Consider the following 13,818-nt stretch of genomic DNA (forward strand, 5'->3'; position numbering starts at 1 on the left):
AGGATAACGGTGTAAACGATTACTTTATAAATTAAAAGGAGGACATGATTACATGGCCCATTTTGAAAATGTAGGAAAAATTGCTTATGAAGGTAGCAAATCAACTAATCCTTATTCATTCAAATTTTACAACCCGGAAGAAGTAGTAGCTGGCAAAACAATGGAAGAGCATTTCCGTTTCGGTATGGCTTACTGGCATACGTTAACTGCTGGAGGCTCTGATCAGTTCGGTGCTAACACTGCAGTTCGTTCTTGGGATAAATATAGTGACATGGATCTTGCAAAGATTCGTGTTGAGGCAGCTTTTGAATTCATGGAAAAAATGAGTCTGCCATTCTTCTGTTTCCACGATGTAGATATCGCTCCAGAAGGTAACAGCTTAAAAGAATTTCATAGCAACCTAGATGTTATCGTTGGACTTATTGAAGAAAAAATGAAAGAAACAGGCAAGAAATTGCTTTGGAATACGGCGAACATGTTCACGAACCCTCGTTATGTTCATGGTGCAGCTTCTACTTGTAATGCTGATGTGTACGCTCATGCGGCTGCTCAGATTAAAAAAGGTATCGAAGTTGGTAAACGCCTTGGCGCTGAGAACTATGTATTCTGGGGTGGTCGTGAAGGTTACGAAACACTACTTAATACAGATCTACAACTTGAGCAAGATAACCTAGCTCGTATGTTCCAACTTGCTGTAGATTATGCGAAAGAAATTGGTTTTGAAGCTCAATTCTTGATCGAGCCTAAACCGAAAGAACCAACGAAACATCAATATGATTATGATGCAGCAACAACAATTGCTTTCTTGCAAAAATACAAATTAGATAAACACTTCAAATTGAACCTTGAAGCTAACCATGCGACACTTGCAGGACATACATTCGATCATGAGATTCGTGTGGCCCGTATCAACAATATGTTAGGATCTTTGGATGCTAACCAAGGCGATATGTTGCTTGGTTGGGATACAGATGAATTCCCTACAGATGTCTATGATGCAACACTTACAATGTACGAAGTTCTTAAAAACGGTGGTATCGGTCGTGGTGGCGTGAACTTTGATGCTAAAGTACGTCGTGCTTCTTTCGAAGCTGAAGACTTGTTCTTGGGTCACATTGCAGGTATGGATACTTATGCAAAAGGACTTAAAGTTGCAGCTAAGTTAATCGAAGATCGTGTCTTTGAAGATTTCATTGAGAAACGTTATATCAGCTTTAGTGAAGGGATCGGCGCTGATGTTGTATCAGGCAAAGCTACATTGTCATCATTGGCTGAATATGCGTTGAACAATGAGAACCCTCGTAAGAATCAATCAGGTCGCCAAGAGCACCTAAGAGCGACACTTAACCAATACATTTACGCTATTGAGTAGTCTTTCATAATGGTTACCTTAAGGCCGCTGCTCCTTTCCCACGGGAAGGCGGCGGCTTTTCTATATATTATACCTTATACACGAACAAGGGAGGGTTATTATGAGTTACGTTATAGGAATTGATCTGGGTACCAGTGCAGTAAAGTCCGTACTTGTAAACCAAGAAGGCCAAGTGGTCTATGAAGTATCGGAAGCTTATCCACTGCTTCAGCCGAAGCCGGGTTATAGTGAGCAGAATCCAGAAGAATGGGTAGAGAAGACGATTATCTCACTTCATAAATTAATGAATAAATCTAACGTGGAAGCTTCAGAAGTTGAAGGCATCAGCTTCTCTGGACAAATGCATGGATTAGTATTAGTGGATGAATCCGGTAAGGCTCTACGTAATGCGATTCTATGGAATGACACACGTACTACGGCACAGTGTCGTAAAATTGAGAAAACGCTGGGTAGTCGATTGCTTGATATTGCGCGAAATCGGGCTTTGGAAGGCTTTACACTTCCCAAAATCCTTTGGGTACAGGAACATGAACCTGAAATTCTGAAGCAAGCAGCACTCTTCCTATTGCCAAAGGATTATGTTAGATATCGCTTAACAGGTGATTATGCCATGGATTATTCTGATGCTGCAGGTACATTGCTACTCGATGTGGCTAAGAAGCAGTGGAGTGAAGAGATTGCAACGGCATTCCAATTGCCTATATCACTCTGTCCTAAGCTAGTCGAATCATTTGATCAAGTAGGTACACTACTACCAGAAATAGCTGAGAAGTCAGGTCTACTTCCTTCTACACGAATATTTGCAGGTGGAGCAGACAACGCATGTGGGGCTATTGGTACAGGCATTCTGTCCGAAGGCCAGACGATGTGTAGTATCGGAACATCAGGCGTCATTCTGTCTTATGAGGAACGTAAGGACTTGGACTTCGAAGGTAAGGTGCATTTCTTTAACCATGGGGAAAAAGATGCATTCTATATTATGGGCGTTACGCTAGCCGCGGGGTATAGCTTGCAGTGGTTCAAGGAAACCTTTGCTGCAGACCTGTCGTTCGATCAAATGCTCGCGGGAGTTGAAAAGATATCTGCCGGTAGCGGTGGACTGTTATTCACTCCGTACATCGTGGGAGAACGTACACCACATCCTGATGCAACCATTCGAGGTAGCTTTATTGGAATGGATGCCAGTCATACACGTTCACATTTCTGCCGTTCTGTTATGGAAGGGATTACGTTCTCATTGAAGGAATCCATTGATATTTTACGTGCATCGGGTAAGCAGGTATCCGAGGTCATCTCGATCGGTGGAGGCTCTAAGAATGAAGTCTGGTTGCAAATGCAAGCAGATGTGTTTAATGCTACAATCTTGAAGCTTGAGAGTGAACAAGGACCAGCAATGGGAGCGGCGATGTTAGCGGCTTATGGTTGTGGATGGTTCCCATCACTACAAGCTTGTGCAACGGCCTTCTTGTCGACTGCGAAATCCTATATACCAAACCCAGAAGCTGTAGCTACGTATGAACAATTGTTCAACCTTTATCAAGAAATATACGGACAGACTCGTGAAATAAATGAGAAATTGGCCTCATTCCGTCAATAATTTCATAGAAACCTTGAAGCCGCGCTCCCTCTATTGGTATGATGAGGAAGCGCGGTTTTGTTATGGCCACACACAAATGAAAAGAAATGGTGTATAAATGATAGAATAAGCATATATTTAGGTGTTACCGTTATTTGAATCCATAATGATTATAAATTCCTGGTATACAGAAGGGCAGGTATTCGATGAGTAGAAGTTCCTACAGATTCTTGAAAATAATGTTGATTGGAACCTTGATGGTCGGAGTCGTTCCGCCTGCCACGGATTGGGAAAGGGTTTATGCTACTTCCAAATTTGAGGTGGTACGTACCGTGGACGATATTCAGGTAATCCTATTAGCAGCGATGAATGAACGTAAAGACGTGTTAGAATTTGTGTATAAAGGTAAGACGCAATCGCTAAAGACGCAATTAAAGCAAGCATTGGATCAGGCGATGCAGAGTGATCCTTACATAAACTATACGATTGAAAGCTACGGCTATTCTTATCAAGGGGGTAAGAACTCAGCGGATGTGAAGGTTCAACTTAGTTACCGAGAAACCGCTCAGGAGACCGCATTTGTCACGAAGAAGGTGCAGAGTGTACTGAAGAAGATGATCGTTCCTGGAATGAATGATCATGAGAAAGTAAAAGCCATTCATGACTGGGTCGTACTAAACCTGAAATATGATATAACCTTACGCAAATACACTGCATATGATGGACTTAGTACAGGAAGTACGGTATGTCAGGGCTATTCCCTTTTAACCTATAAAATGTTGAAAGAAGCTGGGATCAAAAATATGATCGTAGAAGGTACGGTTAAATCGGGAAGTAGCAGGCAGCTGCATGCTTGGAATTTAGTGTTGGTGTCTGGTAAATGGTATCATCTCGATACAACTTGGGATGACCCCGTTCCTGACCAGAAGAACAAGGTAGCCATTGGTTATTACTTACGGAATGATGACCAGATGCGTAAAGACCATACATGGACTAAACCTTATCCAGCCGCAACAACGTTGTATAGAGATACGCTATCGGCGCTCGTTAAACAGGGTGGAAGTAAGAAAGCCTTTTATACGAAGTTGGTGAAGGAACTAAATTATAATTTATATGAATCAGGAGAGATTGTCAGCACTTCGGCTGCACTGAACAAGAAAGTGAAGAAAGCCATTAGTGAGGGAGATCATTCCATTGTATTCCGCTTCCGAGGTAACAAAGATAAATTGATGGAAGTATTGCAGGGATTATACAAGCTAAATATCGATGGGATATCATATAATTATAGCGATTTTGAGAATACTGGTGATTTAAAAGTGACTGTGACTTGGAAGTAAGCTGTTCAATAGATAAGCTTTTTCGGAAAACATAAGAAGGGCGGTGTCCACAAACCAAGTGGCACCGCCCTTCTTATTGTTATATTAATTTAAGTATTCGTGCGTTTAGCCATTTGCTGCCATATTGTTCCGGCAGCCTGCTCACCTGATTCAATACGTTCAAGAGCCATTCTTGCCTGTAGACTCACTTCAAATTCTGGATCTCCTACGGCAACCTCAAGAGCTTCACGTGCATCCTCCGTACCTAAGTCATAAAGAAAACGGGCAGCTCGCCAGCGAACGAGCTTACTGCTATCCTTGAGTGTCTCGGTCATGTAAAGAGTAGCTGCTGGATCACCAATATCGGATAATGTATCTCCCGCTGTACGGCGTACACCGGCTGAACTATCCTTAAGTGCAACGTATAAAAGCTCCATAGCTTCAGGTGTTTTCAAATCACCTAAATAGACAACAGCTAGACGACGCATTTGCATTTTGGCATCTCTAAGGGCTGTGTGGATATACGGAATTCGATCTTCAGTCGGAGTCATTCTATCCATCGCGGCATAACGAATGCGCCAATCGCTATTCTCGAGAGCGACACTTAGCTCCTCATCAGAAAGCTCGCCCCGTTTCTCTGTGAATTCCTCATTGCTTACTCCGTGAGCGATCGCTTGTTGAATGACTTGTTGTAGACGTTCTGGAGGATATGCAGCTTCTAGTTCTTGTTCTACCTCACGTGCAATTTCCTCTAGTTCTCCGTAACGAACGCCATATTCAGACAATTTGCGTTCTTTGATCATTGTTGCGATTGCGACCTCAGTAATGGCTTCAGTGAACCGCTGGGAGAGGGCAATCCGTTCTTCACGGGCACCTGCTTTTACGCGAATCTGCATGGGAATCCCACGGAAATACTGTACGAATACTTCAGCCTCACCATAGTGTTGTCCCAAATCCTCAGATGATTCAGACCAAGCATCGGTCAGACCCTCCTGTCCGAAACGCTCTTGTACTTCACCAAGAATGGTAGACCAGTCCGCGCTTCCCTTACGTTCTAAAGCTATGAAATCGGCAGTGTGAAACACACTCTTTATGCCTGGGATATGAAGCATCTCTCTAATCCAAGACGGAGCTGAACGTTCATTATCTAAAGTGTAGGTTTTTCGTATACCCGCCTCTGTCGTTTCATCCAAATGGAGTTTCATGGAATTAGGGCTTGGTGTTGGTTCTATAAACGTGATCTTCATAAGGTTGATCAACCTCCTCGTCTTCGTTAGTTTACCTCATTTATAAGAAAATCAAAAATAACCGTCTCTTAATGACTTATAAATTCAAAAAAGTGGTTATTCTAGGATGATTTAAGCCAAACTGTCTATGAACGATTAAATGTAGGAATTTAAGGTAGGAGGTTCTTGATCTAAATGTTCAAAAAACAAGAACAAAGACTGATTATCGCTTGTATTATTATAGCGATTATTATGCTGTATGGAACGGTGAAGGCTTTTATACGCTATATGAATTATTTCGGATAGAGAAAGAACACAATCATTGAAAAGGGAGTTGTGAGAGAGATGTCATCCTTAGATCCAGTATTGTTAAGCCGGATTTTAACGGGTCTGACCCTAATTGTCCATATTATCTTTGCTTCACTAGGTGTAGGTGTGCCTTTAATGATTGCCTTAGCTGAGTGGAGAGGAGTCCGTACACAAGATCCACACTACACGTTATTAGCAAGGCGATGGGCACGTGGTTTTGTGATTACAGTGGCCGTTGGAGTCGTTACAGGCACTTCAATTGGGCTACAGCTTAGTCTACTCTGGCCCACCTTTATGCGTGTCGCAGGACAAGCTATTGCGCTCCCTTTGTTTATGGAGACCTTTGCGTTCTTTATTGAGGCGATCTTTCTGGGGATCTATTTATACACATGGGATCGATTTAAGAATAAATACACTCACATGTTGTTGCTCATTCCGGTTGCTATAGGTTCTTCGGCCTCGGCGGTTTTTATTACGACTGTTAATTCTTTCATGAACTCACCTCAAGGGTTTACATATAAAGAGGGTATATTGACGGATATTAAACCGTTCGTGGCTATGTTCAATCCTGCTTCATCGACAAAAGTAACACATGTTCTTGCCTCATCCTACACGCTGAGTGCAGGTGTGCTTGCCGGATTAGCCGCTTATAGCATTTTGAAAGGGCGAAATCACGTATATTTCAAAAAAGCGTTGAAACTAACGGTTGTATCGACCTTCATATTTGCAATGAGTACAGCCATTATTGGGGACTTCTCAGGTAAATATTTAGCTAAAAATCAGCCTGAGAAGCTTGCTGCAGGGGAGTGGCATTTCGCGACTCAGACTGAAGCGACATTGGTCTATGGTGGTGTTCTTGATGAGAATAACGAAGTGAGATATGGGCTCAAAATACCCTATGCTCTAAGTATTCTAGCAGGCAATTCACCGAATACGGAAGTGATTGGCCTCAATGAGTTTCCCGAAGATGAGCGGCCGCCGTTATCGATTCATTATTATTTCGATATCATGGTGACGATTGGTGGCTTACTTGTTGTGATTCCGCTTCTTTATATGTTTCGCAAACGTTTGCCAGGGAAGAAGAAGTATCCCATTTGGATGCTTATAAGCATTATGGCGCTTGGACCGCTATCTTTAATGGCTCTCGAAATGGGCTGGTTGTATGCAGAGATGGGTCGCCAACCTTGGATTATGAGGGGGTACATGAAAGTAGCAGAGGCAGCAACAACCTCGACGAGTGTTGGATGGATGTTAGTTCTGTTTAGTGTGTTATACCTTGTCCTTTGTCTTTCGGCCATTAAAGTACTTAGTAAGCTTTTTCGAAATAAAGATGCTGTGGAGGAGTTAAGATTACTTGGTCTTGAAGAAGGAGGTGAGAAGTCATGAGTTATGAAATTGTGGGGATCACTGCCCTATGGATCTTTCTGTTCGGTTATCTGATCGTTGCTTCTATTGATTTCGGTGCGGGATTCTTCAGCTTCTATAGTATTGCTCTGGGGCATGAGAATAGAGTTCACAGCATTATTCAGAGATACCTTTCTCCAGTATGGGAAGTAACAAATGTATTTCTAGTGTTCTTCTATATTGGGCTTATCGGGTTCTTCCCTGATTCTGCCTATTATTATGGCACAGCACTACTTGTGCCTGGGAGCCTTGTGATTACCCTGTTAGCGATTCGTGGGGCTTACTATGCTTTCAATACATACGGTAGTAGTAAGGAGAATAATAAAATTTACGTCGGACTCTATGGGGCAACGGGCGTGTTAATTCCCGCTGCTTTATCTACCATTTTGGCCATATCTGAAGGGGGTATTATTCAAGAAGTTAATGGAAAAGTAGTTATTGGTTGGAGGGAGTTCTTCACGAATCCTTACACTTGGTCCGTCATTGTACTGGCGTTGGTTAGTGTACTCTATATTTCAGCGATGTTCTTAACTTTCTATGCCCAACGTAGTGGAGATCAGGAAGCTTTCGAAGTCGTGCGTGGATATGCCTTAGTATGGAGTGGGCCTACTATTTTAGCATCTGTGTTAGCTTTTTTTCAGATCAATAAGCAGAACCCAGAGCATTTCCAGAATATGTTGAACCTGTCGTGGATGTTCATCGCTTCCTTACTATGTTTCTTGATTGCTATCTACCATGTATGGAAGAGACGTAAGCTTGGATTATCCTTCATTATGGTTATTCTGCAATTTGCGTTTGCTTGGTTCGGATATGGACGATCGCATCTTCCATATGTGCTCTATAAATATGTGAATATCTATAACAATTTCACGAATAAGACCATGGCAATTGCGTTAATTACAGCTTTTGCATTAGGACTTGTTGTGCTGATTCCATCGCTGATTCTCATCATGCGCTTATTCTTATTCAACGCTAACTATGTACGGGGGAATTCCCCTAAGAAAGGATGATTAACTTATGGAGGATTTCTCGATTTTTGTTGCTCCACCACTCGTAATTATTGCAACAATCGTATTTCTCGTCATATACATGGGGAAATATAAGGACCCTGTAGATTAGGGATGAAAGACGGTCGTGCAGGAAGACTGCTACGCTGAACGAAGAGAAATCCTTCATTACTAGGGGCTTCCTAAATGCATAATAGATCGTATGATCCAGAGGGGTTCATGGATAGAAAGGAGAATTAACTGTAATTCAAGGATTTGGCTTCGAAAAGGCGCGTCGTTTATGGTATGATGGGAGAAGTATAATTTGAAAGGACTGGTAATACTTCATGATCAGTACAAGCGGCGTGACACTCCGTTATGGAAAGCGCGCACTTTTTGAAGATGTAAACATAAAATTTAATCCGGGCAATTGTTATGGTCTCATTGGAGCCAACGGTGCCGGTAAGTCAACTTTCCTTAAAATTCTTTCGGGTGAAATTGAGGCTAACTCAGGCGATGTTCACATGACACCGGGAGAACGTATGGCCGTTCTAAAGCAGAACCACTTCGAGTATGATGAATTTCCAGTTCTAGAAGTTGTTATTATGGGACATATTCGTCTATATGAGATTATGAAGGAGAAGGATTCGTTATATGCGAAAACTGACTTCACAGAACAAGATGGACTTCGTGCGGGCGAATTGGAGGGTGAATTTGCTGAACTGAATGGTTGGGATGCAGAACCTGATGCAGCATCACTCTTGATTGGTCTAGGTATTTATCGTGATCTACATGATAAGAAGATGGAAGAGCTTAGTGGTAACGAGAAGGTACGCGTATTGCTAGCACAAGCATTGTTCGGACGTCCTAATAACTTGCTACTGGATGAACCTACCAACCACTTGGATCTTGAATCGATTGGCTGGTTAGAGAATTTCTTGATGGATTATGAAGGTACTGTTATTGTCGTATCTCATGACCGTCACTTCCTGAACAAAGTATGTACGCATATTGCGGACATTGATTTCGGCAAGATCCAGTTATATGTAGGTAACTATGATTTCTGGTACGAGTCTAGTCAGCTTGCTTTGCGTTTGTCACGTGATTCGAACAAGAAGAAGGATGAGAAGATCAAAGAACTTCAAGCCTTTATCCAACGTTTCTCGGCTAATGCATCCAAGTCCAAGCAGGCAACATCTCGTAAGAAGCAATTGGATAAAATTACGTTAGATGATATTCGTCCATCTAGTCGTAAATATCCGTTCTTACACTTTAAGCCAGAACGTGAAGCAGGTAAACAACTGCTTACCATTGACGGACTTAATAAATCCTTTGATAGCGAAGTTGTACTCGATAACGTGAACTTTGTAGTCAATAAGGGTGATAAGATCGCATTGGTAGGTCCAAATACTTTACCTAAGTCCACACTGTTTGATATTCTGATGGGTGAGAAAACCGCAGACTCAGGTGAATATACGTGGGGCATTACGACAACTCAAGCTTACTTCCCTATAGACAACTCTAAGTATTTCGATGGCGTAGAGATGAATTTAGTGGATTGGTTACGTCAGTATTCCCAAGATCAAGATGAGACGTTCCTACGTGGATTCTTAGGACGGATGTTGTTTGCTGGTGAAGAGGCTCTGAAGAAAGCAAGTGTGCTTTCTGGTGGAGAAAAGGTACGTTGTATGCTAGCTAAGATGATGCTAAATGGTGCCAATGTTCTTATATTCGATGAACCCACGAACCATTTAGATTTGGAATCGATTACTGCACTTAATAATGGTCTTACGGACTTCGATGGAACGATTCTATTCACATCCCATGACCATCAGTTCATTCAAACGATTGCCAATCGGATTATCGAAATTACGCCGAATGGTATCATTGATCGCTCGATGAGTTATGATGAATACTTGGATAACGAAGAGGTCAAAGCGCTTCGTGAGAAAATGTATCCAGCTGAATAATAATGGATATAAGTGTGTACCCCTAACTAGGCTACACATACAAAAGCTGCTAATCCCGTTATATGGGATAGCAGCTTTTTTGGAAATATAAGAATTTATATGCTGTACATAATAAATGATCCTTATATTTTTACGAGAAACGGATGCCATCCCTTGAAAGGACGGCATCCGTTTCTTCTTATGTGATATGAACAGATTGAGTTACACGCCTGTACGGCGACGTTGGTTATTTGGTTTCTTGTTATTTTGTGTTTTTAAAGTTTTGGCAGCATCAGGTTGAAACCCACCATTTCTACCTGTAAAAGACTGCTGCTTCTTTTGTTCTAATTTTTGCCGAATAGCATCAGCCAAATTCACTTTTTTTATTTCATTATTTTCGGTCATAAGTAAGACTCTCCCTTCGGGGTTCTGTCCTCATTCTAAACGTTTTTAAATAACCCTACAAGGGGGCAGTACGGTAAATCAATCTTTACTTTCCGCAACACTGTTTCTATAGACCCATACTAGGATACGTTTGTTAGGATAGGGTAATGATGTAATTATGATTCTCCTGAATAGAAGGGTGGCATAAACATTGACGGATGTATATGAAGAGATACGCAAAGGAGAGCGTGGAGCCTGGGTTAGCATTATGTCCTACTTATTATTGTCCGTGTTTAAATTGGTGAGTGGCTACCTATTTGCCTCAAGTGCGCTATTGGCAGATGGATTTAACAACTTAACGGATATCGTAGCTTCTGTTGCCGTCTTGATCGGCTTGCGAATTTCCCAGAAACCACCCGATTCAGATCATGCATATGGGCACTTTCGTGCGGAGACTATTGCAGCATTGATTGCTTCATTTATTATGGCAATGGTTGGAATACAGATTATAGTCGAGACAGCCCGGGCACTATTTAATGGAATTAAATCAGAACCCCCGAATCTATGGTCTGCAGGGGTAGCCATTATAAGTGCTGCAGGAATGTTAGGGGTATATGCATTTAATCGTAGACTAGCTAATCAAATTAATAATAAAGCACTTATGGCTGCAGCTAAAGATAATTTATCAGATTCATTAGTAAGCATTGGAGCGGCTATAGGAATTATTGGGGCTCAATTCGGATTGCCGTGGCTGGATAGGGTAGCTGCATTTGCCGTCGGTCTCATTATTTGTAAGACGGCTTGGGATATTTTTAAGGATTCTACATACAGCCTAACGGACGGATTTGATCAGAATCAATTAATGGACTTGCGGAGTACAATTGCTCGAATAGCTGGCGTTGAAGAAATAAAGGATGTTAAAGCAAGAGTTCATGGTAATTATGTGTTAGTTGATGTCGTCATTGTTGTAGATGCCAAGTTAACCATTGTAGAAGGACATCACATTTGCGATGATATTGAGGAACGAATGAAGAAAGTTCACAATATTATGCAAGTTCAGGTGCACATTGAACCGAAGAGTGAGTAATTATAAGATGACGAAAGTCAGCGAGAAGAAGAGTAACGGGTTCCGTTCTGAGATGAAAAAGATCATATAGGAGGCGCACCTTTGAAAACAATCCACAAGATGTATGAACATTTAAATTGGGCTAATCAACGAATTCTAGAAACATTGCAAAATGTTGAGGATGAGAACCAGCAAACGAAAAACTTATTTGCTCATATTCTTTATGCAGAACAGGTTTGGATTACTAGACTAGAGGGAGCGGATAGTTCACAATTACCTATTTGGTTGGAGGGTGATATCGCAGTCTGTGCAAGACTTATTAAACAAAATGAAGAAAAATTCAAAACCCTTCTCAGTGAAATAACAAATACTGACCTAGATCACTTAAAGTCATATACAAATAGTAAAGGGTTAGAGTTTAAGAGTTCTATAAGAGATATTTTAACTCATGTCGTACTTCATGGGCAGTATCATCGAGGACAGATTAACTCGCGGCTTCGAATCGATGGAATAGAACCTATTAACCTTGATTTTATTACCTTTGTAAGATAGATATGACCCGTGCGAGTAATATCTGTGTGAGGTTTTAAGGCTCTGCTTATCGCAAAATATAGGGTTGAATATAGTTGTACAGAAAAAAGGATTGGAATATTCCAATCCTTTTCAAAGTATTAACATTTAATTAAATTAATTAGTCTACAAGAATCCAAGATGTACCGACCCATGTATAAACTTCAACCCAAGTACCTGTAAATTTATCCGTTACTTTATTACCCGTTGTACTTACTAGTTGAGATGAAAGTGCACCCACTTTTTTACCATTAGGAGTGCTATAGAAGTAAGTTTTCTTTAGCAACAGAATTGGCTCTTTTATTAACGTAATAGCATCATCTGTGATGAGCGGCGTACTAACGATCTGATCATTATCACCGTATACCGTTGAAGTTACACCATCAGCTGTAGTCGTTGTAGTTATGGCTGGAGATGTATTACCCGTAGTCGTTGTTGTTTCTGCTGCAAATGCGCCTGTCGCCATCGAAGCCATGATCCCTAGTGCTGCTGTTACTGCTACTATCTTTTTCATTAATAATTCCTCCTAATAATCTATGTAATGCTGCTTGCTTTACAATATAGACTTAACCACAGTTTGGTAAATTGAACCAACATATAAATACTTTATTTATAAAGACACGACATTATCTTGTTTTTACCTTATAATTTGAGGACAGGCAGTTAAAATATATTAACGATTGGTATCGGAAGGAGAACGATGATTTGCGTATAGTTAGACGTATGATACTCATGGTGTTCATCTTCATAGTTATACTAATAGCTGGAGTGATATGGTACATTTCACCAGATAGAAATTTAGACATGAGTTATGACAATATTAACCTGCAAGGTAAGGTCGTCAAGATGCTCGCTAATCGTACCCCGGAGATTGAACTAAGTGGGGACGAACTCAATAGTCTTGCCAAGAAAAAGATGATTGAATATCTAGACGAACATAAACAATCTGTTGATATAACTGGGGTTAACTTTGAGTTTAATGGACAGGAAGTAGATGTCGCATTGAATGGTAAATGGGGATTAATCCCTTTTGGTGCCACAGTAACCTTTCATATGGAATCTGAAGGGGATAATTTAATTCTAAATCATCGTTCAACGACCATTAGAAAAGTGAATATCCCAAATTCATTCATACCAGAGTCATTATCAACTATTCGTATCTCTCTTAAAGATCATTTACCTAATGTAGTGGAGGTTGATAAGCTCAAGTTCAGCACGGACGGCATAATTCTTTCTTTCAAAATAGATAGCTCGTTAATTCCCTCATTATTGTTAGATAAATTAGGTAAATAATAAGACACAAAAAAGACGAAACCCCAATGGCCTCAAACCTACTTAGGCAACTGGGGTTTCGTCTACTTCTAACCTGTTTGTTATATCTGATGTACTGTACATAATGATGCGATTTCACTACGTTAAGGGGTCCTAGATCGACCTGTAAAGAGCGTAATAATAAATAGGACGATGAATATGAAGAAAAGTATTTTTGCTAATGATGCAGCTGCTGCAACAATGTTGAAGAAACCAAAGATCCCTGCAATGACAGCAATGATTAAAAGAATAACAGACCATCTTAACATAATTGTTCACCTTACTTTCTTAAATTTGTAATGAAGTGTAAAGGTTATCCGATACTTACATATTCATATGGGAGAAGTGC

The 13,818-nt window shown here is 40.8% G+C and carries 14 protein-coding genes; 10 read left to right on the forward strand and 4 right to left on the reverse strand.

Annotated elements, in window-relative coordinates; genetic code table 11:
* The first annotated feature begins 52 nt into the window (after positions 1–52).
* The 3 genes from xylA to J2T13_RS13780 all read left to right on the forward strand — a co-directional run bounded on the left by xylA (position 53) and on the right by J2T13_RS13780 (position 4,285).
* Positions 53–1,372, forward strand: coding sequence for a xylose isomerase (xylA, locus tag J2T13_RS13770; RefSeq protein ID WP_429372145.1), 1,320 nt, complete (start codon positions 53–55; stop codon positions 1,370–1,372).
* A gap of 100 nt (positions 1,373–1,472) precedes the next feature.
* Positions 1,473–2,969 carry a xylulokinase gene (xylB, locus tag J2T13_RS13775; protein ID WP_429372147.1) on the forward strand — a complete coding sequence of 499 codons (1,497 nt, stop codon included), beginning with the start codon at positions 1,473–1,475 and terminating at the stop codon, positions 2,967–2,969.
* Between the two features lie 185 nt (positions 2,970–3,154).
* Positions 3,155–4,285: a transglutaminase domain-containing protein gene (locus J2T13_RS13780; protein WP_429372149.1), complete on the forward strand. Its 1,131-nt coding sequence runs from the start codon at positions 3,155–3,157 to the stop codon at positions 4,283–4,285.
* 89 nt (positions 4,286–4,374) lie between these two features.
* Here J2T13_RS13780 and J2T13_RS13785 read toward each other — a convergent pair whose 3' ends face one another.
* Positions 4,375–5,511 carry a virulence factor gene (locus tag J2T13_RS13785; protein WP_429372151.1) on the reverse strand — a complete coding sequence of 379 codons (1,137 nt, stop codon included), beginning with the start codon at positions 5,509–5,511 and terminating at the stop codon, positions 4,375–4,377.
* 324 nt (positions 5,512–5,835) lie between these two features.
* On the opposite strand from J2T13_RS13785, the gene J2T13_RS13790 reads away from it, so the two are divergent.
* The 4 genes from J2T13_RS13790 (at position 5,836) to J2T13_RS13805 (ending at position 10,159) form a co-directional block, all read left to right on the forward strand.
* A complete protein-coding gene (locus J2T13_RS13790; protein WP_429372153.1) occupies positions 5,836–7,185 on the forward strand; it encodes a cytochrome ubiquinol oxidase subunit I in 1,350 nt (449 codons plus the stop codon).
* Positions 7,182–8,213, forward strand: a complete 1,032-nt coding sequence (locus tag J2T13_RS13795; RefSeq protein WP_429372155.1) for a cytochrome d ubiquinol oxidase subunit II — start codon at positions 7,182–7,184, stop codon at positions 8,211–8,213. The genes J2T13_RS13790 and J2T13_RS13795 overlap by 4 nt, the downstream gene beginning before the upstream one ends.
* A gap of 7 nt (positions 8,214–8,220) precedes the next feature.
* Positions 8,221–8,322: a cytochrome bd oxidase small subunit CydS gene (gene cydS, locus J2T13_RS13800; RefSeq protein ID WP_429372157.1), complete on the forward strand. Its 102-nt coding sequence runs from the start codon at positions 8,221–8,223 to the stop codon at positions 8,320–8,322.
* A 214-nt stretch (positions 8,323–8,536) separates the two neighbouring features.
* Positions 8,537–10,159, forward strand: coding sequence for an ABC-F family ATP-binding cassette domain-containing protein (locus J2T13_RS13805; protein WP_429372159.1), 1,623 nt, complete (start codon positions 8,537–8,539; stop codon positions 10,157–10,159).
* Between the two features lie 201 nt (positions 10,160–10,360).
* On the opposite strand, the gene J2T13_RS13810 is transcribed toward J2T13_RS13805, so the two are convergent.
* Entirely contained in the window at positions 10,361–10,543 is a 183-nt protein-coding gene (locus J2T13_RS13810; protein ID WP_429372161.1) for a hypothetical protein, read from the reverse strand.
* Positions 10,544–10,733: 190 nt separating this feature from the next.
* On the opposite strand from J2T13_RS13810, the gene J2T13_RS13815 reads away from it, so the two are divergent.
* Together J2T13_RS13815 and J2T13_RS13820 are read left to right on the forward strand one after the other, a co-directional pair.
* The gene (locus tag J2T13_RS13815; RefSeq protein WP_429372163.1) at positions 10,734–11,609 is read left to right on the forward strand and encodes a cation diffusion facilitator family transporter; all 876 of its coding nucleotides are present in this window, start codon (positions 10,734–10,736) and stop codon (positions 11,607–11,609) included.
* Between the two features lie 81 nt (positions 11,610–11,690).
* Positions 11,691–12,140, forward strand: a complete 450-nt coding sequence (locus J2T13_RS13820; RefSeq protein WP_429372165.1) for a DinB family protein — start codon at positions 11,691–11,693, stop codon at positions 12,138–12,140.
* A gap of 139 nt (positions 12,141–12,279) precedes the next feature.
* Here J2T13_RS13820 and J2T13_RS13825 read toward each other — a convergent pair whose 3' ends face one another.
* Positions 12,280–12,672 carry a hypothetical protein gene (locus tag J2T13_RS13825; RefSeq protein WP_429372167.1) on the reverse strand — a complete coding sequence of 131 codons (393 nt, stop codon included), beginning with the start codon at positions 12,670–12,672 and terminating at the stop codon, positions 12,280–12,282.
* Between the two features lie 290 nt (positions 12,673–12,962).
* Between J2T13_RS13825 and J2T13_RS13830 the strand changes: the two genes are divergently transcribed.
* Positions 12,963–13,451, forward strand: coding sequence for a hypothetical protein (locus J2T13_RS13830; RefSeq protein ID WP_429372169.1), 489 nt, complete (start codon positions 12,963–12,965; stop codon positions 13,449–13,451).
* 122 nt (positions 13,452–13,573) lie between these two features.
* Here the strand turns inward: J2T13_RS13830 and J2T13_RS13835 are convergent, their stop codons facing one another.
* Complete coding sequence (locus J2T13_RS13835) at positions 13,574–13,738, reverse strand: DUF1328 domain-containing protein (RefSeq protein ID WP_429372171.1); 165 nt, start codon at positions 13,736–13,738, stop codon at positions 13,574–13,576.
* Positions 13,739–13,818: the final 80 nt, after the last annotated feature.

The sequence above is a fragment of the Paenibacillus sp. DS2015 genome, assembly GCF_050433705.1.
In the GTDB taxonomy this organism is placed as follows: domain Bacteria; phylum Bacillota; class Bacilli; order Paenibacillales; family Paenibacillaceae; genus Paenibacillus_AQ.

What these genes read in the sequence shown, in the direction of transcription:
- xylA (WP_429372145.1), top strand. Translation starts at nt 53, where the DNA reads ATGGCCCATTTTGAAAATGTAGGAAAAATTGCTTATGAAGGTAGCAAA.
- xylB (WP_429372147.1), top strand. Translation starts at nt 1,473, where the DNA reads ATGAGTTACGTTATAGGAATTGATCTGGGTACCAGTGCAGTAAAGTCC.
- J2T13_RS13780 (WP_429372149.1), top strand. Translation starts at nt 3,155, where the DNA reads ATGAGTAGAAGTTCCTACAGATTCTTGAAAATAATGTTGATTGGAACC.
- J2T13_RS13785 (WP_429372151.1), bottom strand. Translation starts at nt 5,511, where the DNA reads ATGAAGATCACGTTTATAGAACCAACACCAAGCCCTAATTCCATGAAA.
- J2T13_RS13790 (WP_429372153.1), top strand. Translation starts at nt 5,836, where the DNA reads ATGTCATCCTTAGATCCAGTATTGTTAAGCCGGATTTTAACGGGTCTG.
- J2T13_RS13795 (WP_429372155.1), top strand. Translation starts at nt 7,182, where the DNA reads ATGAGTTATGAAATTGTGGGGATCACTGCCCTATGGATCTTTCTGTTC.
- cydS (WP_429372157.1), top strand. Translation starts at nt 8,221, where the DNA reads ATGGAGGATTTCTCGATTTTTGTTGCTCCACCACTCGTAATTATTGCA.
- J2T13_RS13805 (WP_429372159.1), top strand. Translation starts at nt 8,537, where the DNA reads ATGATCAGTACAAGCGGCGTGACACTCCGTTATGGAAAGCGCGCACTT.
- J2T13_RS13810 (WP_429372161.1), bottom strand. Translation starts at nt 10,543, where the DNA reads ATGACCGAAAATAATGAAATAAAAAAAGTGAATTTGGCTGATGCTATT.
- J2T13_RS13825 (WP_429372167.1), bottom strand. Translation starts at nt 12,672, where the DNA reads ATGAAAAAGATAGTAGCAGTAACAGCAGCACTAGGGATCATGGCTTCG.
- J2T13_RS13830 (WP_429372169.1), top strand. Translation starts at nt 12,963, where the DNA reads ATGAGTTATGACAATATTAACCTGCAAGGTAAGGTCGTCAAGATGCTC.
- J2T13_RS13835 (WP_429372171.1), bottom strand. Translation starts at nt 13,738, where the DNA reads ATGTTAAGATGGTCTGTTATTCTTTTAATCATTGCTGTCATTGCAGGG.